16 protein-coding genes and 1 riboswitch are annotated in these 21,275 nt (G+C 35.8%); of the genes, 12 read left to right on the forward strand and 4 right to left on the reverse strand.

Translation table 11 applies throughout. The features are described from left to right. Nucleotides 1-105: 105 nt before the first annotated feature. From ACTND6_RS07820 to carB, 5 genes are all read left to right on the forward strand, one after another. On the forward strand, nt 106-387 hold the full coding sequence (locus tag ACTND6_RS07820; RefSeq protein WP_441023448.1) for a Fic family protein: 282 nt from the start codon (nt 106-108) through the stop codon (nt 385-387). Between the two features lie 22 nt (nt 388-409). Continuing rightward, the gene (locus ACTND6_RS07825; RefSeq protein WP_441023446.1) at nt 410-976 is read left to right on the forward strand and encodes an RpiB/LacA/LacB family sugar-phosphate isomerase; all 567 of its coding nucleotides are present in this window, start codon (nt 410-412) and stop codon (nt 974-976) included. Between the two features lie 119 nt (nt 977-1,095). Further along, nucleotides 1,096-1,863, forward strand: coding sequence for a carboxymuconolactone decarboxylase family protein (locus ACTND6_RS07830; RefSeq protein ID WP_441023445.1), 768 nt, complete (start codon nt 1,096-1,098; stop codon nt 1,861-1,863). 281 nt (nt 1,864-2,144) lie between these two features. Further along, entirely contained in the window at nt 2,145-3,224 is a 1,080-nt protein-coding gene (locus ACTND6_RS07835) for a carbamoyl phosphate synthase small subunit (protein WP_441023442.1), read from the forward strand. Continuing rightward, a complete protein-coding gene (carB, locus tag ACTND6_RS07840) occupies nt 3,217-6,423 on the forward strand; it encodes a carbamoyl-phosphate synthase large subunit (RefSeq protein WP_441023440.1) in 3,207 nt (1,068 codons plus the stop codon). Before ACTND6_RS07835 ends, carB begins: the two co-directional genes overlap by 8 nt. A gap of 102 nt (nt 6,424-6,525) precedes the next feature. Here carB and ACTND6_RS07845 read toward each other — a convergent pair whose 3' ends face one another. Together ACTND6_RS07845 and ACTND6_RS07850 are read right to left on the reverse strand one after the other, a co-directional pair. Further along, entirely contained in the window at nt 6,526-8,130 is a 1,605-nt protein-coding gene (locus ACTND6_RS07845; protein WP_441023437.1) for an amidohydrolase, read from the reverse strand. Nucleotides 8,131-8,132: 2 nt separating this feature from the next. Then, nucleotides 8,133-9,617 carry an alanine/glycine:cation symporter family protein gene (locus ACTND6_RS07850; protein ID WP_441023435.1) on the reverse strand — a complete coding sequence of 495 codons (1,485 nt, stop codon included), beginning with the start codon at nt 9,615-9,617 and terminating at the stop codon, nt 8,133-8,135. Nucleotides 9,618-9,699: 82 nt separating this feature from the next. After that, nucleotides 9,700-9,876: riboswitch (Lysine riboswitch) on the reverse strand. Nucleotides 9,877-10,007: 131 nt separating this feature from the next. On the opposite strand from ACTND6_RS07850, the gene ACTND6_RS07855 reads away from it, so the two are divergent. Next, nucleotides 10,008-11,153, forward strand: coding sequence for a GGDEF domain-containing protein (locus ACTND6_RS07855; protein WP_441023433.1), 1,146 nt, complete (start codon nt 10,008-10,010; stop codon nt 11,151-11,153). Nucleotides 11,154-11,285: 132 nt separating this feature from the next. On the opposite strand, the gene ACTND6_RS07860 is transcribed toward ACTND6_RS07855, so the two are convergent. Beyond that, a complete protein-coding gene (locus tag ACTND6_RS07860; RefSeq protein ID WP_441023431.1) occupies nt 11,286-12,614 on the reverse strand; it encodes an RNA-guided endonuclease InsQ/TnpB family protein in 1,329 nt (442 codons plus the stop codon). Nucleotides 12,615-12,951: 337 nt separating this feature from the next. Then, nucleotides 12,952-15,261, reverse strand: a complete 2,310-nt coding sequence (locus ACTND6_RS07865; protein ID WP_441023429.1) for an HAD-IC family P-type ATPase — start codon at nt 15,259-15,261, stop codon at nt 12,952-12,954. Between the two features lie 190 nt (nt 15,262-15,451). On the opposite strand from ACTND6_RS07865, the gene ACTND6_RS07870 reads away from it, so the two are divergent. The 6 genes from ACTND6_RS07870 to ACTND6_RS07895 all read left to right on the forward strand — a co-directional run bounded on the left by ACTND6_RS07870 (nt 15,452) and on the right by ACTND6_RS07895 (nt 21,061). Next, nucleotides 15,452-15,922 (forward strand): hypothetical protein, encoded by a 471-nt coding sequence (locus ACTND6_RS07870; RefSeq protein WP_441023427.1) that lies wholly within the window; start codon nt 15,452-15,454, stop codon nt 15,920-15,922. Then, nucleotides 15,919-16,815 (forward strand): acyltransferase family protein, encoded by an 897-nt coding sequence (locus ACTND6_RS07875; protein WP_441023425.1) that lies wholly within the window; start codon nt 15,919-15,921, stop codon nt 16,813-16,815. The genes ACTND6_RS07870 and ACTND6_RS07875 overlap by 4 nt, the downstream gene beginning before the upstream one ends. Before the next feature lie 86 nt (nt 16,816-16,901). After that, nucleotides 16,902-17,360, forward strand: a complete 459-nt coding sequence (gene bcp / locus ACTND6_RS07880; protein ID WP_441023423.1) for a thioredoxin-dependent thiol peroxidase — start codon at nt 16,902-16,904, stop codon at nt 17,358-17,360. After that, nucleotides 17,357-18,103 carry a peroxide stress protein YaaA gene (gene yaaA / locus ACTND6_RS07885; RefSeq protein ID WP_441023421.1) on the forward strand — a complete coding sequence of 249 codons (747 nt, stop codon included), beginning with the start codon at nt 17,357-17,359 and terminating at the stop codon, nt 18,101-18,103. Before bcp ends, yaaA begins: the two co-directional genes overlap by 4 nt. Nucleotides 18,104-18,219: 116 nt before the next feature. Further along, complete coding sequence (locus ACTND6_RS07890) at nt 18,220-19,896, forward strand: [Fe-Fe] hydrogenase large subunit C-terminal domain-containing protein (RefSeq protein WP_441023420.1); 1,677 nt, start codon at nt 18,220-18,222, stop codon at nt 19,894-19,896. Next, on the forward strand, nt 19,889-21,061 hold the full coding sequence (locus tag ACTND6_RS07895) for a SpoIIE family protein phosphatase (RefSeq protein ID WP_441023418.1): 1,173 nt from the start codon (nt 19,889-19,891) through the stop codon (nt 21,059-21,061). Before ACTND6_RS07890 ends, ACTND6_RS07895 begins: the two co-directional genes overlap by 8 nt. Nucleotides 21,062-21,275 lie beyond the last annotated feature (214 nt).

Consider the following 21,275-nt stretch of genomic DNA (forward strand, 5'->3'; position numbering starts at 1 on the left):
GCCAAATATATTTTTAAATCTCATCCAATGACCCGCAGACAGATTACGAATGCTTTGAATGCTGCTTTTCCTATTTTTGCTCAATAGTGAATCTGATGGTTAATTATGAAAGATAAAACGTTTGATGATATTTTAGATTTTCATGTGAAGTTTGAACGCATTCATTCATTTCAAGATGGAAATGGTCGTGTAGGCAGACTCATCATGTTTAAAGAATGTCTGAAATATAATATTGTTCCATTCATTATTGACGAGTCACTGAAGATGTACTATTACCGTGGATTAAAGGAATGGAATAAAGAAAGAGGATATCTAAGAGATACATGCTTAACAGCGCAGGATCAATATAAACGATATTTAGATTATTTTAGAATTTCTTATGAATAAGTGATTTATTGGAGAAATAGAAATGAAGATAGCAGTTGTACAGGCAAGTTCACAAGCATCAAAAAATGAGATGCTTTATACATATACAAAGAAATATGCAAAAGATGCAGAAGTTGTTAATTTTGGATGTTTTGTAGATGAAGATGAAAATTTCACTTATGTTGAGATTGCGCTGCTGATTGGAATGCTGATAAATAGTCATACAGTTGATTTTGTTGTGACTGGATGTTCTTCAGGACAAGGGATGATGCTTGCATGTAATAGTATGCCTGGTGTTTTATGTGGGTATGTTCCTACGGCGAAAGATGCATTTTTATTTGCACAGATCAATAACGGAAATGCAGTATCTTTACCTCTTGGAGAAGAGTATACATATACAGGTGAAAAGAATTTAGAGGAAACAATCCAAGCATTATTTTCAGAACCATTTGGTGGTGGATATCCTGAAAGTGAAGCAAAAAGAAAAATTGCGGATGCCAAAAAACTCAAAGAAATCAAAGCCAAATCACAAATTGATTTTGAATCGTTTTTGAATAAGTTAGATCCTGATATGGTTAAGAAAGTAAAACATAAAATACTTACACAATAAATTTATTGCTTTTACATATGTATTCTATTATGATGCTTTCGAGGTATGTGATTGTATCTAGTAAAGAAAATGAATGAATCAAAAAAACATATCAGTGTTATATATCAGGAGATCTAACTATGACAATGAGTGAAAAAGCAAAACAGTATTATGAAAAAATGTTTAAAAATGAAGAAAATGATCTAGCGAAAACAGATCCAGAATTCTTTGATTATTTTAATAACTTTGCTTTTGATGAAGTTGTGAATGAAGAAGGACAACAGCTAGATGATCGTACACGTTTTATTGCAATCCTTGCGGTATTAATCGGATCATCATCTATTGATGCATTCCGTTGTATGATGAAAGCAGCTCTGCGTTTTAACGTTACACCTGTTGAAATTAAAGAAATCATTTATCAGGCAGTGGATTATCTAGGCATGGGAAGAACATATCCATTCTTGAAGGCAAGCAATGAAATTCTAGAAGAAATGGGATATACACTTCCATTACCTTCACAATCTACAACAACAGTCAATAATCGCTATGAGAAGGGTGAGCAGTGCCAGATCGATATCTTTGGTGAACACATGCGTGGAAATGGTCAAAGGGGTCCAAAAGAATCAAAACATATCAATAAATGGCTGGTAGAAAACTGCTTTGGTGATGTATATACAAGAAATGGATTAGACTATGCAACAAGAGAAATGATTACGTTCTGTTTCCTGTATGCACAGGGTGGCTGTGAAGTACAATTAGCTGGTCATACACAGGCAAACTTTGGCTTGGGAAATGATAAGGAATTTCTGATTAAGGTCATTTCTAACTGTGTACCATTCATGGGATATCCAAGAACATTGAATGCATTGCGCATTGTCAATGAACAGGCCGAACAATGGAATAAATAAATTGAAATATCAATATCTCTGATAAATTCCTTATTTATCATGAATTTTAAGTTTTTATTGATGAAATAAAAATGAAATATTGTTTTCTTGTGAAAATTTTTGTTGCAGAAAACGGAAGAGACTGTTACTATATTTGACGATAAGCAGGAGGACGGCTATGATGAATTCTACTTTAACTAAGTATCTAAATTGTTCTCGTAACGTTCTTTTTACATTTTTAAATTTTATTTGACAGTTCATACTTGTGGAACTGTCTTTTTTTTACAAGGAGGAAGAAGCAAATGAAAAGGTATCTCGTTTTAGAAGATGGCTCTTTTTATGAAGGAGAGGCATTAGGCAGCAATTGTTACAGTACAGGTGAGTTAGTATTTAATACTTCCATGACTGGATATCAGGAAATTCTGACAGATAACTCTTATTGTGGTCAGATTGTTATGATGACATATCCTTTGATTGGAAACTACGGTATCAACCGTGATGATAATGAAAGTCTTGTTCCTGCAGTATTTGGCTTTGTTATGAGAGACTATTGTCCATTTCCAAGCAATTTCAGAGAAGAGATGACTTTGGATGCGTATATGAAAGATAAGAAAATACCAGGCATCTTTGGTGTGGATACACGTGCAATCACAAAGAAGATCCGTTCTATGGGAACATTAAAAGCTTCTTTCTGTGACACAGAAGAAGAAATTCCATCTTTAGTAGAGCAGTTAAAGAAGGAAAGTTTCCTGCATGATCAGGTAGAAAGAGTATCTACACGTTCCATGTATCCAATTCCTGGAAGAGGCAAGAAAGTAGTCATGATGGATTTTGGTGTCAAGCTTTCAATTCAAAGAGAATTGGCAAAGCGTGATTGTGATCTTGTTGTTGTGCCATACAACACAAGCTTTGAAGAAATCATGAGCTTCAATCCAGATGGTGTCATGTTAAGTAATGGTCCTGGTGATCCAGAAGATCTTCCTGAAGTCATTGAAACAATTAAAAAACTGATTCCTCATACAGTTGTATTTGGTATCTGTCTTGGATGTCAGCTGATTGCCTTATCACAAGGTGCAGAAACATATAAGCTGAAGTTTGGTCATCGTGGCGCAAACCATCCAGTAGTAAATCTAGAAACAGGCAGAACAGAAATCACTTCTCAAAACCATGGCTTTGCGGTAGATATTGACAGTCTAGAAGGAACAGATCTGGTGATGTCTCATAGAGCATTGAATGATGGCAGTTGTGAAGGCGTTAGACATACAAAATACCCATGCTTTGCGGTACAGTATCATCCAGAAGCAAATGCTGGACCACAAGACAGTACATATTTATTTGATAAATTTATTGAAATGATGGATAAGGAGAATGCACATGCCTAGACGTACAGATATTCATAAAATTATGGTTATTGGCAGTGGACCAATTGTGATTGGACAAGCTGCAGAATTTGACTATGCCGGTTCACAAGCCTGTCAGTCATTACGTGAAGAGGGATATGAAGTTATCCTGATCAACTCTAATCCAGCGACAATCATGACAGATGCTGCGATTGCTGACAAAGTATACATTGAACCATTAACAGTAGAATTCGCAAAACGAGTTATCTTCAAGGAAAGACCAGATGCTATCTTAGGTTCTCTTGGTGGACAGACAGGTTTAAATCTTGTTGTTGAATTGCATAAAGATGGAATTCTTGATGAATTTGGAGTAGAAATCCTTGGTACAGATATCACTGCCATCAATAAGGCAGAAGATAGAGACTTATTCAGATCTTTGATGAATGAATTACATGAACCAGTACCTGAAAGTGCAATTGTACATACAGTGGATCAGGCAATCGCATTTGCGAAAAGTGAAGGCTATCCACTAGTCGTACGTCCAGCATACACATTAGGTGGTACAGGTGGTGGCTTTGCCCATAATGAAGAGGAATTGCGACATATTACAGAAACAGGTTTGAAGATGTCTCCTGTACACCAGTGTTTGATTGAACAGTCTATTGCAGGCTATAAAGAAATCGAATACGAAGTCATGAGAGATAGAAAAAATAATGCAATTGTGATCTGTAATATGGAAAACGTAGATCCTGTCGGTATTCATACAGGAGACAGTATTGTCGTAGCACCAGTACAGACACTTACAGATAGAGAAAACCAGATGCTAAGAAACGCATCTTTGAAGATCATCCGTGCATTAGGTATCTGTGGTGGATGTAATGTACAGCTTGCATTAGATCCAAACAGCTTCAAGTACTATGTTATTGAAGTCAATCCACGTGTATCTAGATCTTCTGCATTGGCATCTAAGGCAACAGGCTATCCAATTGCTTCTATCAGTGCTAAACTTGCTGCAGGATTAACACTGGATGAAATCAAAAACCCAATCACAGGTACAAGCTATGCATGCTTTGAGCCAGCACTTGACTATGTTGTAACAAAGTTCCCAAGACTTCCATTTGACAAGTTCCCAAATGCAGATAGACAATTAGGCACACAGATGAAAGCAACAGGAGAAGTTATGTCAATTGGCAGAACTTTTGAAGAATCATTCTTAAAGTCTGTCAGATCTTTGGAAGTAAAAGTTGATCATCTAGAAAAGAAAGAATTCTATGCATATTCTAAAGAAGAATTGTATCAGAAGATCAAAGATAGAGATGATGAAAGAATCTTTACGATTGCACAATGGCTGCGTATGGGATATTCCATGGACGAAATTCATACACTGACAAATATTGATTATTTCTTCCTGAAGCATATCCAGAGAATAATTGATCTAGAAAAGAAAATGAAAGAACATCCAAAGGATGTAGAAGTTCTATATCAATTAAAAAGAAATGGTTTCTCGGATAAATATATCGCAAGAAACTGGAATATGAAGGAAATGGATCTGTATGAAATGGAACAGAAGGAAAACATGATTCCTGTCTATAAGATGGTAGATACCTGTGCTGGTGAATTTACTTCTTTAACACCATATTTCTATTCCACATATGAAAAAGAAAATGAATCTATTCGAACAGATCGAAAGAAAATTATTGTACTTGGTTCTGGACCAATTCGTATTGGACAGGGTGTTGAATTTGACTATACAACAGTACATACAGTCAAGACTCTAAAGCAGTGTGGATATGAAGCAATTATCATCAACAATAACCCAGAAACGGTATCTACAGACTTCTCTATTTCTGACAAGTTATACTTTGAACCATTGACTGTGGAAGATGTGATGCATGTTGTAGATCTAGAACAGCCAGAAGGTGTCATTGTACAGTTTGGTGGACAGACTGCAATCAATCTTGCTTCAGGTCTAGTTGAACATGGTGTAAAGATTCTAGGTACATCTTTAGAAGGAATCAATAAGGCAGAGGATCGACATGAATTTGAAAACATGTTGAATGTACTAGGCATTCCTCAGCCAGAAGGAGAAACAGCAGTCACTGTTGAAAAAGCGCTTGAAATTGCAAATAAGATTTCTTATCCAGTACTTGTAAGACCAAGCTATGTATTAGGTGGCAGAGCAATGGAAATTGTACACAACGATGATGAATTGAAAGTGTATATGGCAACTGCAGTCAAAGAAATCTCTCATGATTCTCCAATTCTTGTTGACCGTTATGTATTAGGAAAAGAATTAGAAATTGATGCAATTGCGGATGGAGAAAATGTATTCATTCCTGGCGTGATGGAACATATTGAAAGAGCAGGTATCCATTCTGGTGACTCTATTTCAGTATATCCAACACAGACAATCTCTAAGAAAGTTAAAGATACGATCATTGACTATGCAATACGTATTGGAAAAGGCTTCAAGTTTGTCGGATTGTATAACATTCAGTTTATTGTAGATAAAAATGAGAAAGTCTATGTTCTGGAAGTAAACCCAAGATCTTCGAGAACAGTCCCATTCTTATCTAAGATTACAGGTATTGGCATGTGTAATATCGCAACAAAATGTATTTTAGGTCAGTCTTTACTTGATCAGAATATTACACCTGGATATATGAAGGAAGATACAACACAGGTATATGTCAAAGCCCCAGTATTCTCATTTGCAAAATTGAGATCTGTAGATACGGTCTTAGGACCGGAAATGAAATCCACAGGTGAAGCACTTGGCTGTGATGATTCTTTAGAGAAAGCATTGTATAAGGCACTTATAGCAAGTGGTGTAAAGATTCCACAATATGGTACTGTATTACTGACAGTTGCGGATGAAGATAAGAAAGATATTCTAGATATTGCTAGAAGATTCTATCGTATTGGATATGGTTTATATGCAACGGAAGGTACAGCTGGATTCTTGAAAGAAAATGGTCTTTATGTACATCAGACAAAGAAAATCAGTGAAGATGTAGAAGATAACGTATTGAATCTGATTCAGGAAGGCAAGGTTGCGTTTGTTATCAATACAAACCACAATCATGACCGTAAGACAAATCAGGATGGATTCTTGATCAGAAGAGTTTCTGCAGAAAATAATATCAGCTGTATGACTTCTCTAGATACTGCCAATGCTTTATTGAAAGTACTAGAATCTAGAAGCTTTGCGATTGCTTCTATGAAAGAAAGCAAAAACTAAAAGAATAAAAACTATGATACATCTGATCATATCAGTGTCAGATTGTGTCATAGTTTTTTTGATACTCTAAAAAAAGAATCCCAAAGCATTTGGGATTCTTCATTAATATACTTGTTTACCATTCATCCATGTCTGTAGAATTTTTACATCATTGATGTGATATGGATCTACTTCAAATAGATTTTCATCTAAGATGACAAAGTCAGCGAGCATGCCTTTTTCAATCTTGCCTTTGATTTTTTCTTCAAAGGAAGCACGTGCAGCTTCTGTTGTGAAAGATAAAATTGCTTCTTTGACTGTAAATGCTTCTTCAGGAAGGTATGGACCAATATGTTCTTTTAATGTAGAACGCGTAATTGCACACTGCATTCCACCTAATACGTTAGGCAGTTCAACAGGGCAGTCAGAACCATTGGATACATGAACACCTTTCTTCATGAGTGTTTTGAAGTTATAGCTGGAAGCAGCTTTTTCTTTGCCAACTCTATCTTCAACGATCTTGATATCGTAATCCAGGAAGATTGTCTGAGCATAACAATGCAGATTTAACTTAGCCATACGATCTAACTGATCTGGACGGGTAATCTGACAATGGATAATACCATGACGAGCGTCTTCTCTTGGATTTTCATTCTGCGCTTTTTCAATCGCATTCATGATACGATCCAAGATACCATCACCAATAGAGTGGATTGCTACCTGCATGTTATGGTTATGTGCATAGCCAATCATTTCATCAAATGTTTCCTGAGAGTATACAGGAATACCACATGTAGAAGGGTCATCTGCATATGGGGTACTCATAAATGCTGTACGTGCACCAAGAGAACCGTCACCTAACATCTTTAATGGTCCAAATCTAAAGAATTCATCGCCTAAGCCAGTATAATGACCTTCTTCAACAAATTCTTTCAAGCTTTTAAGGTTTGTAAAATGATTCTGCTGGTTGATACGCACAGTCATTCTACCTTCTTCTTTTAATTCTTCATAAGCTTGAATGATTTCATGATAGTCTAAACCGTGGAACACAACAAAGTCATCTGTCTGGGCAGAAGTAACACCAAAAGAATTCAACTGCTTCATTGCTAGAATCAACATCTTCTTTAAATCTTCGCGTGTAGGCTGAGGTAGTTTTGCATAAACAAGATCCAATGCATTTTCACGGAAAATACCTAATGGCTCACCATTTTCATCAACATCGAATCTTCCACCATCCACTTGTTTTGTATTCTTATCAATGCCAATCATTTCTAATGCTTTAGAGTTTACAACACAAGCATGTCCACAAGCTCTAACAATACAGATTGGATTTGTTTGAGAAATTTCATCAAGATCATAGCGTGTAGGGAAACGATTCACATCTGTAAAGAAATCGTGATTCCATCCTCTTGCGCGTATCCATTGTCCTTCTTTGATTTGACGATTTTTAACTTCTTCAGCAATATATTCTTTCATTTCTTTTAAAGAAGAAGTATGATCTGCCAACTGGATTGTTTCTAATGAATAGCCATCATTTAGTACATGCATATGTGAATCATTGAAGCCAGCACAAACAAATTTATTGTTTAAGTTATGCTTTGTCGCATAAGAATACTTTTCAAGCAGTTCTTCACTTCTTCCAGTCGCAACAAAATGATTGCCATCTACTACAAATGCTTCAACAAAGCTATCTCCAGTAAAAACGTTACCGTTATAAAATAAATCCATGATTAGTCCTCAACTTTCTTGTCTTCGTAGAATAAGACTGTATTATCATCAACTTCGCCAATTCCCATATATCTAGCCTTATAGTCTTTTAAAAGTCTAAAATATTCATTGGATAAAAGCAAGATAACAAAGACGTTAACAAATGTAGGGATTGCAGAAGTAATATCTACAACTGTCCAGATAAATCCTGTATTCTGTGCATGTACAAGATAGATTGTCCATAATAATCCAGGAAGGGAACGTACAGCGTAGAATGCTTTAATTAATAATTCAGAAAAACGAGTTTTCTTCATATTAATATGTTCAAGAATTGCAAGATAATATGTAAACCATCCACCAGAAGTAGTAATTGTGAAAATAACCATGATAATTGCCAGCAATATACTTCCAACTGTTCCAAAGCTTTGATTGAAAGCACTCAATGCCAATGCGCCACCAGTAGCACCATCTGCCCATGTACCACTTAAGATAACAGATAGAGCAGTGATCGAACAAACGATAAATGTATCGAAGAATACTTCAAATGATCCCCATAAACCTTGTTCAATTGGGTGAGGTGTATCCGCAGAAGAATGAATCATTGGAGAAGTACCCCAACCAGCTTCGTTAGAATATACGGAACGTGCCATACCTGTCTGAATAATTTTAGATACAGCTGCACCAGCAAATCCACCAACAGCAGCAGTACCAGTAAATGCATTTGTGAAAATCATAGATAATGCATTTGGAACAGCATTGATATTTACAATGATCATCAAGATTCCCATGATGATATATGCAATACTCATGAAAGGAACAAGCTTACTGAAGATGGAAGCAACACCTTTTGTACCACCAGCAGTGATAATATATGTAGCTAAACAAAGAAGGGCACCAACAACGATTCTGCCATCAATGAAATAGCCAGATACTGTAATACCATTGAAGTTAAATGCACCTGCAACAACTTCAGAAGCAGTTAGATTACTAGATGTAATAAAGAATGTTGAGAAAATACCAATACCGAAAATCACCGCAAGGATTTTCCATTTGTTTCCCCAATGACGCTGTTCACCAAGTCCTTTCTGCATGTAGTAAGTAGGACCACCAAATTTTTCGCCATTGTCATTTGTTTCACGGTAATAACAGCCAAGTGTAACTTCGACCTGTTTTAGAATCAATCCTAAAAATGAAGTCAGCCACATCCACAAAACAGCACCAGGACCACCACTTGCTACAGCGGTTGCTACACCAGCAATGTTGCCAAATCCAACAGTACCACCAACTGCAGTACAGATTGCTTCAAAAGGGGAAATCACTTTTTTATCAGCAGATACTTTTTGTCCCTTATTAGCAAGTGTTCCAACTGTATGTTTTAAAATCCAGCCAAAGTGACGGAACTGAAAGAAACCTGAACGAATTGTAAAGTACAAGCCTGTAATAATCATTAAGGCGATGAGCGGTACTCCCCAAAGAATACCATTTAACCAGTCTAAAAATGCAATCATATATCCTCCTGATCCTTACAATTCGATGAGGCAAAAAAAAGTGACAGCTTTCCGCTATCACTCGAATTTTTTTTATAAAAATTCAATCAATAGCTCCTCCACTGTGATATCAGTGAGAGTACATAGCATGTTCTGTTATGTACCAACTCGAAGAATTTGTCATGTTCTCCGGTTTCGGCAATTTTCCCTTTCTATCTGCTTCATGGAAATGACTTTTCTCAACAGATATACTCTTGTCCATTGCTCCTCTATTGTAAGGTTACCGATTAATCATACGACATTTTTAAAATATAGCAATAACAAATCATTAAAATTATAAATTGGATATAATAATGCCATATTTTATGAAATATTGTAGTATTATTAACGAAAAGAATGGAAAATTGAGTAATGAATGGATATTTTTATGTCTTAACAACAATTGATCTTTTTGTTCTTTGCTTTATGTGTATTCTTACAAATCTAAGTGAAGCATTGGATAAGAAGCAGAAGAGAGGCTTTTTCTTTGCTTTTGCATTGATTGCGGCAATTTCAATCTTAGAAGTCATTACATTAGTTGTCGATGGAACTGCAGAGAAATATCGCTGGGTAAATATTGTATCGAATTATTTAGGCTTTGGATTATCACCAGCAGTTTCCATTTGTCTTGTATATGTATTAGATAAGAAAACCATTGTTGAAAAAGACATGAAACTGGCAATGATTTTTCAAACAGGGTATTTAATACTATTAGCAGCATCGATTCCCTATGGATTAGTGTTTTCTGTCAGTGCTGATAATGTTTATGCACGTGGACCTTTCTTCTGTATTTATGTGATTGCGTATTTTGCGGCAATTTTATATTTGTCTTTATCAACAATAAAAATGTCAAAGCAATTTCAAAACCGCAGTAAAGCATTGATTTATCCTTTGATTGTGTTTCTGGCTGCAGAAACGACCATACAGGTTCTATTGCCAGATCTGCATGTAACATGGTTATGTGTAACATTGCTTTCTGTACTGTATTTTATTTATTGTAATGAGATGTGGACACAATTAGATGGTCTAACAGGTTTACTGAATCAAAACAGTTATTTGAATCGTACAAATAGAATGCACGACTGCAGTGGAATCCTTATTGTATTTGATGTGGATGATTTTAAACAGGTCAATGATCTATATGGACATTTACAAGGAGATGTGTGTCTGGCAGAGATTGCAGACTGTATTAAAAAAGCATATGCTCAATATGGATATTGTTATCGTATTGGTGGAGATGAATTCTGTGTGCTTTTAAAAAACAGACAGAAAGAAATGGAATGTATTCAGAAATTTTTACGTCTGCTTGAAAATAAACGTGAAAAATATGAATTTATTCCAACGGTTTCGTATGGTTCTGCGATTTGTTCAGGGGAAGATATTTTAACAGTCAAAGATCGTGCTGATCGTGATATGTATATGTTTAAGAAGGAAAGAAAAGAACGGATTGCTTCCGATAAAACGAAAAATTATGAACTACCACACCTGATACGTAGTTCCGATGTGGTATCCCTGTGATGTACTCTTCGCATACAGAGAAGGGTATTACCACAGGGATTTTGATTCTTGTGATCTGTAGCTATGCACCTTACGGCTGTCACTATGTTTTCACAATGGCCGGTTCACTCGACCTCTACTGTTTTTACACAGTTACCTGTTTAAATCTGCAAATGCAAACACTTCTGGATTCAACAGATTTGTTAATATTACTGATGATGTATCACAGCCTGCTTTTCTTAAAATATTTGCAGCACCATTGATATCTGCATTCAATACAGTTCCATCTGATGAACGATATAAGCCTCTTTGAATACGTTTTCCAGAAAAATGATGTTTTGTTTCATCACCTTCTACATAAACCGGGATATCATCGCTGTCCAGGAAACTTGCTTTACTTGTATATGACTCTTCATTTCTGACAACAGTAACGCCATACTCACATGCTTTCAATTCAATCATGGATTTGAGCATTTCAAAAGGAATACTGACAAAATTCTGATTGTTCACTGCACCGATGCTGCTGTTCTGTTTCCAGAAAGCATTAGAGCCTAATACAAGACAGCCGATGTCATTGCGCTGGCACCAGACAAGCAGCTTCCTGCTCATTTTATGAAAGCAGTCTCTGATGTAGCTGGTTCTGTATGCAGAAAGTCTGTCAAGATACTTTGACCACACACGTTCTGTTGTTTCTTTCCCTTTGCTCATTAAACTGATGCGTTCAGCTTTTTTCTTCATGAAATACTGATTGACTGATTTGATGAATCTGCCTTTAAAAAGAATACTTTTACCCGTATCTGAAACAACAGCCATTGTGTTGTCTACACCAAAGTCAACTGCAGCTGCATGTTTACCGCTTTGTACAGAAGCAGCTTTTACCTGATAGACAAGTAAAAGTTCGTATCCGCCAGAAACAGGTTTCACTTTTACTTCCATCAGCCTGCCATGTCTTCTGCGTGCAGGAATGCGAATCTTTGTACGGGGAAGCTTCAGTTTCCCATCATAGATAACAGCATCCTGATTGGTAAAAAGATAAGAAGCTGTATCGTTCCTGCAGTATCCAGGCATCTTAGGTTTCCCTGTATAACCAGAAGGATCTTTCCTGTATTTCTTTAAAGAGGCAAGCCAGCCTTTGAAATCTGTACAGACCTGTCTGATGACATGCTGTGCAGTCTGCATGGGAAGCCCGGAAAAGAAATCAGGATTATTTGTAATACGCATAAGCCTCTGCAATATGCCATACCCAAGCACATAGTAAGACTTCTGACCTTTAAGAAGTGCAAGTTCATCACGAACTTCTTTCTCGTTAGCTGTCAAAGCAGTCTTGTTGTGTGCAGTAAAGGCATTGCGAACGCGAAACAATGCAGCATTATGAAGACACTTTGCCTTGTGAGCAAAGTCATCTAGATATGCATACAGCTCATGATTTTCGGTTACATAAATCCTGTCAGTTCTATACATGAATAAGTCCTTTTTACTCATATATTATATCATATATAAAGTGCAGAATATGGCTTATTTATGCGAAAATATAATGTTTTATAACAGGTTGAAATCAAAAGAATAGAAGAGTACATCAGTTAACAGTAACGCTGAATTCACCACCGCCCTATGAGAACGGTGCACTCTTCAAAAATGCTAATAGAATTATGTGAAATACAGGTTTTAATACCTGTTTTTTATCATCCTTCATGGAATATTGAGTATAGAAATAAAGTATCAAAACATCATTATATATCAGGAGGTTCTTGTATGTATCTTGCTTCGCTTCTTCCAGTTATTTTCTAAGTATGTAAAAGCCAGTGATTGATTCACTGGCTTATGCTTTGTTGCATTTCTTTTCTATGAATTTTCGAATGTTTGTGAATAGTTTTGTCAGATAGCGCATGACAGTGACTTCTGCTAAAGCAAACACAACACATAAGGATGCAGTTTTAAAAGACAATGCTTCAATCGCAAACAACTCATTCAGCCATGTCAATGACAATAAGAATCCAGCTAAACAGCATGTAAATACAATGCCTCTATATTTATTAAATGGACTGGATAAATGAATGAGAATGATAAATCCAACAATAGATAATAAATATGTACTTGCAGTACCAATGTCACTGTCTGGTAAATGGAACATCTGTGCAAATACAACGAGTGCTGCAATGGATGCAAATGATGTTAAAGATGCAGGTAATGCACGTAAGACAGTCTGTGTAATAAAATGACCAGACTGTTTATCTTCATTTGCTTCTAAAGCAAGAAAGAAAGATGGAATACCAATATTAAACATGGATACTAATGAAATCTGTGAAGGTTTTAAAGGATACGAGAAAGAATTGATGATCGAGAAAATAGCCAAGAATAAAGAAAACATATTCTTATACAGGAATAGGGTAGCAGAACGTGTAATGTTGTTGATGTCACGTCTACCTTCCGAAACAATATCATTGAGATGAGAAAAGTCAGAATCCAATAAAACTACCTGTGCTGCTTGTCTAGCCGCATCACTGCCACTTCCCATTGCAATGGAGCAGTCAGCTTTCTTCATTGCGAGAATATCATTGACACCATCACCTGTCATCGCAACTTTTAATTTGTTATTCTGTAAGGCTTTGACAATCTGTTGTTTCTGTTCTGGTTTGACTCTGCCAAAAACAGTATAATGACTCACCGCATTTTGAATGCTTTCCATCGTTGTGAGTGTTGTTGCATCAACATATTGATCCGCATTCACAATTCCAGCACTCATTGCTATTTTAGATACTGTTACTGGATTGTCTCCGGAAATCACTTTTACTTCAACATTTCTATCATGGAAGTATGCAAAGATTTCTTTTGCATTGTCTCTGATCTTGTTTTCTAATGCGATAAACAAAAGGGGAGTACAAACACCATTTTGATATTCCACAAAAGCAAGAACTCTTTGTCCCATAGAAGTTTTTTGTGAAATTCGTTCACTGTTTTCATTCAACTGTTCACTGGATAATAAATATTCTGGTGCACCTAATTTATATTCACATGTTTCTGTTTGAATGGAAGAATACTTTGTTTTAGAAGTGAAGGGATGGCATTGTAGTGCTGGAAGTGTTCCTTCTTCTTTGAAGTAGTTTTTGAGTGCTTCCATTGTTATGTTGTTATCGTTTAATGTATGAATATATTTGCTTAATGTTGTGCTGAATGATGTATCATTCTGATTCACAGGTGGAAATACTTCAATGACACTCATCTTGTCTTCTGTAATTGTACCTGTTTTATCGACGCATAGAACATCAACTCTTGCCAGTGTTTCAATAGAATGCATATCATGAAGAAGTACCTGTTTCTGTGCGAGTCTCATAGAACTAAGAGCTAATGCAACTGTCGTTAATAGATACATGCCTTCAGGTATCATACCAATGATTGCACCAACCATGGATACAATGGAATCTGAAAATCCATTTCCATTCATGAAAGACTGAATAAATAACAATAGTCCAATGGGAATAATCAAAATGCCAGCAATCTTAATAATCAGTTCAATATCGCGAATCATTTCAGATTTGTTGTCTGTCACTTTTTTTGCTTTTGACATAAGTTTGCAGGCATAGGAATTAACACCCACACTTGTTAATTTCATGTAGACTTCTCCACTAACCACAAAACTGCCAGATTTTAATTCACTTCCCGTACTCTTTTCAATTTCATCTGCTTCACCAGTCAGTAAAGATTCATTCACATCAGCTTTGCCATCCATGACAATACCATCTGCGGGAATCTGCTGACCAGATTTAACAAAAACAATGTCATTTAAAACAAGTTCATCCGAAGGAAGAATGATTTCCTTTTGATCTCTTATCACAGTGTAGTTTGTTTTATCTAAAACAGATAAAGCATCTAGAACTTTCTTCGAACGTAACTGCTGGAAAATACCAATCACAGTATTCGCAATGACAACCGGTAAGAATGTCAAGCTGCGAAAGGAACCGGCTAGAATTAATAGAATCGAAATAATCAAAAAAATCAGGTTGAAGTATGTACATATATTAGAGCGAATAATCTGTTTTGTTGAGCGATCAGACTGTTCAGGAATCAGATTGATATTTCCTTGTTCTTTTTGTTGTTTTGCTTGTATAGATGTTAAACCATTCAATTGCATTGTGTTATTTCCTTTACTACATCAATTCAAAGATTGATTAGTTTTACATTATAATTGTTTTAAAAAAGAAATCTCTAAACAATGTGAGTGATATGTAGTTTCTTAAGAAAGAATGAAATTTATCAATACATCTGTTTTCTATTTCTGTTTCCGTTATAATGACAGTAGAAGTGCGCACTATGGAGGTAACATGAGAAAGTTTTTATTGTGCTGTCTTGCCTGCCTGATGTTAACAGGCTGTACGCAAACAAAACCTGATGCATCTTCAGATGTTTTAGATACATTAGGTTCTCAACTTGTAAATCAATTTCAGAAACATGCAAAAGAAGAAAGTGATCCTATGGAAATCGCACAGAAAATCGTTGCAGATGATCTTGCTGAAATTTCTTTGGACGCAGAAAGTGTAGAACCAGGATGGCTGAATGGCTTTGATGAAAATGTCACTGGATTTACAAAGGGTGTCATGATTGCACCAGTCATTGGATCTATTCCATATGTTTCCTATGTATTTGAAACAGATGATCCAGAAGCATTAGTAGAAGAATTGGATGAAAAACATAATATGCGATGGAATATCTGTACAGAAGCAGAAGAAAAAGTATCCAGTATCTATGAAAATCTTGTCTATTATGCAATGGTTCCAGGAGAAGAAGACGAATGACAATCAATAAGAAGTTCCTGCAGCTTACTGGAGCTTTCTTGATCCTAGTATTTCATTTATGGATCAGGCTTTCCTCAACAATGATGGAAAGCTTTTTCGTCCATACCGCGTATATTGGTGTAGATTTATTTTTTCTTGTTTCCATTGTTTCTTTAGCATCAAAAGAAATCAGCTACAAGGAATTTATTCATAATCGTATTATGACAATCTATCTGCCATTTGTATTCTTTGTATTGATGAATGCGTTTGTACAAGGAAAATATACAAATATCATCAGACAGATCTTCTTCATTGAATTTTTTCAAAAGGGTGGAGGAGCGTTTCTATGGTTCTTGCCCGCAATGATGCTGTTGTATCTTGTCTTTCCATTATTTCATCAATGGAACAATCCATATAAAACCTGTATTGCATTTGGAATGTATATTCTAACAGTATGGATTTGTACAGTTATAAAGTATGATCAGATTATGATTCTTTTGCATCGCATTCCTTTGATGCTTGTGACGTATGAACTTTGTAAAAAACAAATTCCAAACCAGAAAACCGTTGGCATCTGTTTATTTATCGTGGGAATACTCATTCAGTATTTCTGTACATTTGTAAATCATTTCTATTTAAAAGATATGTTTTATATTTATGCAATTCCATGTGTCATTGGAAGTGCAATGATGATACCTGTCTTTCCATTAGCGAAAGGTTGGAATGCGATTGCGAAGGCTACATTGGAAATCTATGCAATACAGATGATCTTTGGTTTTCGTATTGCAGGATTTGTATACAAAACAGTCAATCATCCATTCCTTTCCACTGTGATTACATTCAGCATCATCATAAGCATTGCGGTGGGATGCAGTGAAATCAAAAAGAAATTACTGACAGTTGTTCAAAAATAAAACAACTGTTTTTTTGAAGCATCTTTTTTGCTTTGTGTAGAACTCTAATGGTACAATGCAAAAAGAAAGATTGGAGAAAATAAAATATGTTAGAAACAGGAACAAAGGCACCAGATTTCGCATTGCCAGATCAAAATGGAGAAATACATAAACTCAGTGACTACGCAGGAAAGAAAGTTATTCTGTATTTTTACCCAAAAGATAATACTGCAGGATGTACAAAGCAGGCATGTGGTTTCTCAGAACGATATCCGCAATTCACAGAAAAAAATGCAGTTGTATTAGGAATCAGTAAAGATTCCGTTGCATCTCATAAAAAGTTTGAAGAAAAATATGGACTTGTATTCACACTTCTATCCGATACAGATCGTAAAGTCATTGAAGCGTATGATGTATGGAAAGAAAAAAAGAACTATGGAAAAGTCTACATGGGAATTGTAAGAACAACATATCTCATTGATGAAAATGGAATCATTGTCAAAGCAAATGACAAGGTAAAGGCTGCAGATGATCCAGAAAATATGCTAAAGGAAATCAATGGATGAAAATCATACTGTCACCCGCAAAAAAGATGGTTGTAGATACATTCAGTATTGAAGCAGCTTCTCTTCCATCTTTGATGCATCAAACAGAAGAGATCTTAACGTATCTTAAAAGAAAATCAAGAGATGAATTGAAGGCTATCTGGAAATGCAATGATGTTATCGTGCAAGAGAATGTTGAAAGAATCCAGCATATGAATTTGTATGAACATTTAACTCCAGCAATCTTAGCGTATGATGGCATTGCCTTTAAATATATGGCACCATCCATCTTTGAAAATGAACAGTTTGCATATATTCAAAACCATCTTAGAATTCTTTCTGCCTTCTATGGTGTACTGAAGCCAATGGATGGCGTAAAGCCATATCGTCTAGAAATGATGGCTAAAGTATCCGTCAATGATACAAAGAATCTGTATGCATACTGGAGAGATCTGTTATATAAAGAAATCATTGATGAAAGTGGAATTATCATTAATCTGGCATCAAAAGAATATGCAAAATGTATTGAAAAATATCTGCAGGAAAAAGATCAATTCATCACAATTACATTTTGTGAAATGGCAGGTAATAAGCTGGTCACAAAAGGTACATATGCAAAAATGGCGCGTGGAGAAATGGTTCGCTATATGGCAGAAGAAAACATTGAAGATCCTGAAGATATTAAACATTTCAATCGCTTAGGATACATATATCGTGATGATCTCTCTTCAAATAAAGAATTTGTGTTTGAAAGAAAAGGATAAGCAATGCATTTGCTATCCAATGCGAAAGATTTATGACTTCTATCAAGGAAGTCATTTTTTTGTGTTAAAATGAAAATCATAAAAAATATGAAATTTATAATTCCAGGTGAAAGATTATGAGTGCTACAGAATTTATTCGTCTCAAAAAAGCAAACTGTACCAACTGCTATAAATGTATTCGCCATTGTCCTGTAAAGGCAATCCGTTTTTCTGGCGGTCAGGCACATATTATTCAAGATGCATGTATTTACTGTGGGGAATGTTTTGTTATCTGTCCACAGAATGCAAAATGGATCTACTCAGAAACAGAACTGGTCAAATCATTCCTTTTACAGAATGAAGTGTATGTATCACTTGCACCATCGTTTATATCATATTTTGATACAGGAATATCCTGCATGAAAGATGCGTTAAAAAAGCTTGGATTTGCGGGATGCGAAGAAACAGCTGTTGGCGCAACGATTGTCAAGAATGCATATGAACAGCTCATACAGGAAGAAAAGAAAGATGTACTGATCAGCTCGTGCTGTCATACAGTAAATTTACTCATACAGAAGTATTATCCAGATCTATTGCATTGCTTAGCACCGGTTGTTTCTCCTATGCAGGCACATTGCAGAAAGTTAAAGCAGGAACATCCAGGATGTAAGACTGTATTTATTGGTCCGTGTATTTCTAAAAAAGATGAAGCTGAAAGGTGCATGGAAGATGTGGATGCAGTCATGACATTTGATGAATTAGAAGCCTGGTTTAATGAAGAACAAATTGTAATTCCAAAAGACTTTGAAGCATGTGAAATGTCAAAGACAAGACTCTTTCCAAAGGCGGGTGGAATCTTGAAAACAATGGTTAAAAATCAGCCAGAGTATGTATATTTATCTGTAGATGGAACAGAGCAATGCATGGAATATTTAGAAGACATTCGTCATGGAAATATTCATCATTGCTTTATTGAAATGTCCGCATGTAAAGGCAGCTGTATTGGTGGACCTTTAATGATCAAGAGAAAAGAAAAAATCCTGGAAAGAAATCTGCAGATTGAAAGATACGCTGGGGAAAAGGATTTTGTTGTTGCACAGCCAGACGAAAATACAATTCATAAAGAATTTGAAAACCTGGAATATTCTACATTTATTCCAGAGGAAGCAGAAATCAGAAAAGTCTTGTTACGTATGGGGAAGAAAAAAGAAGAGGATGAATTGAATTGTGGTGCATGTGGATATGATTCGTGTCGTGCAAAAGCGATTGCGGTATATCAGGGAAAAGCTGAAATGTCAATGTGTTTTCCATATCTAAGAAAACAGTCGGAGAATATGACAGATATTATCACGGATCATTCATTGAATGCCATTCTTGTATTGAATGAAAGAATGGAAGTACAGAGAATCAATCCAGTAGCGAAAAAACTATTCCATATTCATAACGAAGCAGACATTCTTGGAGAATCGGTTACAACGATCTTGGATCCAGATCTGTTTGTTGATGTTTTAGACAAACAGGAAAATGTATATGAAAAGATGCAGTATTTATCTATGTATCATATCTATGTAGAAACAACAGTTTCCTATGATGAAACAAATCATTTTCTGATCTGTATGATGAAAGACGTAACAGAAGAAGTGAAAGAAAGAGAAAAGAGAGTTGCCGTCATCGCTAAAACGGCAGAAGTTGCAGATCACGTTGTTGAAAAACAGATGCGTATCGTACAGGAAATTGCTTCTCTTTTAGGAGAAACAACGGCTGAAACAAAGATTGCATTAACAAAGCTGAAGGAGTCAATTTCTGATGAGTAAATACTTTCTAGACATTGGATGGAAATCGATTCGACATGTGGGAGAAGAACTGTGTGGAGATCATGTTGATGTCATTGATGATCGCAATGGCAATATGACAGCGGTCATTGCAGATGGACTTGGCTCTGGTGTACGTGCTTCTATCTTGTCTACATTGACATCTAAAATCATTTCTACAATGATTGCGGAAGGTCTTCCTTTAGAAGAATGCGTCAGTACAATTGCCTCTACGCTTCCTGTTATGAAAGATCGCAACGTTGCGTATTCTACATTTACAATTCTGCATGTCAAAGATGGAAAAGAAATGCATCTTGTTCAGTATGATAATCCATCTGTCATATTGCTAAGAAATGGTGAAGTATTTGACTATGAAAAACAAGAGATGCATGTGGAAGAAAAAACAATCTATAGTTCCAGTATATTGCTTGAAGAAGGAGATATGTTTATTGCGATGAGTGATGGATGTCCATGTGCTGGGCCTGACAATACATATAATCTTTCGTGGCAAGTGAAAGATATTGCTTCATATATGCAATGTCTGTATTTTGCGGGATACGATGCGAGAACGCTTTCTAATATGCTTGTAGAGGAATGCAATCAGCTGTATGAATATAAACCTTCAGATGATGCAACGGCATTTGTTCTTTCCATTAAACAGAAAAAGAAAGTGAATGTTCTTTTCGGTCCTCCAAAAAAGATGGAAGATACTGAACCAATGATTCGTATGTTCTTTGCGGAAGAAGGAATTCATGTTGTCAGTGGAGGATCAACATCTCGTATGGTTGCGGAATATCTTGATACAAAAGTGATTCCATCTATGCAAAAGACGGATCATGATATTCCACCTGTTTCTACGATTCGTGGTGTTGATTTAACAACGGAAGGTGTTGTAACAATGAATCGTGTTGCTCAATACGCAGAAGATCACATTCAAAATAATGCATATTATGAACAGTGGTCTACAAAGCAGGATGGCGCATCATTGATTTCACGTCTATTATTTGAAGAAGCAACAGACATTCATATCTTTGTTGGAACCGCAATCAATCCAGCACATCAAAACCCTGGTCTAGCTGTCAGCTTTAATCTGAAACTGGATATTGTAAATACATTAAAGTCTGCTTTAGAAAAGATGGGTAAAAATGTTAGTTTGTCTATCTTTTGACTGAAAGCCCTTTCAAAAATGAAACTGAATTGTTAAAATAAATCCATAGAGATGCATTGCATCAATATGGATTTTTTTTAATTACAATTTTTAATTTTTAAGAAGAGCTTCCTGTAACATGTAAATGAGGAAGTGGAAAGGAAGAATGAAATTAAAAAGTACCAGTCGTAAAATTGAATCTGCTGATCTTGACCGGTTAGCTGAAACAATAATA

It is taken from the genome of Bulleidia sp. HCP3S3_C9, assembly GCF_052064035.1.
GTDB lineage: Bacteria > Bacillota_I > Bacilli_A > Erysipelotrichales > Erysipelotrichaceae > Bulleidia.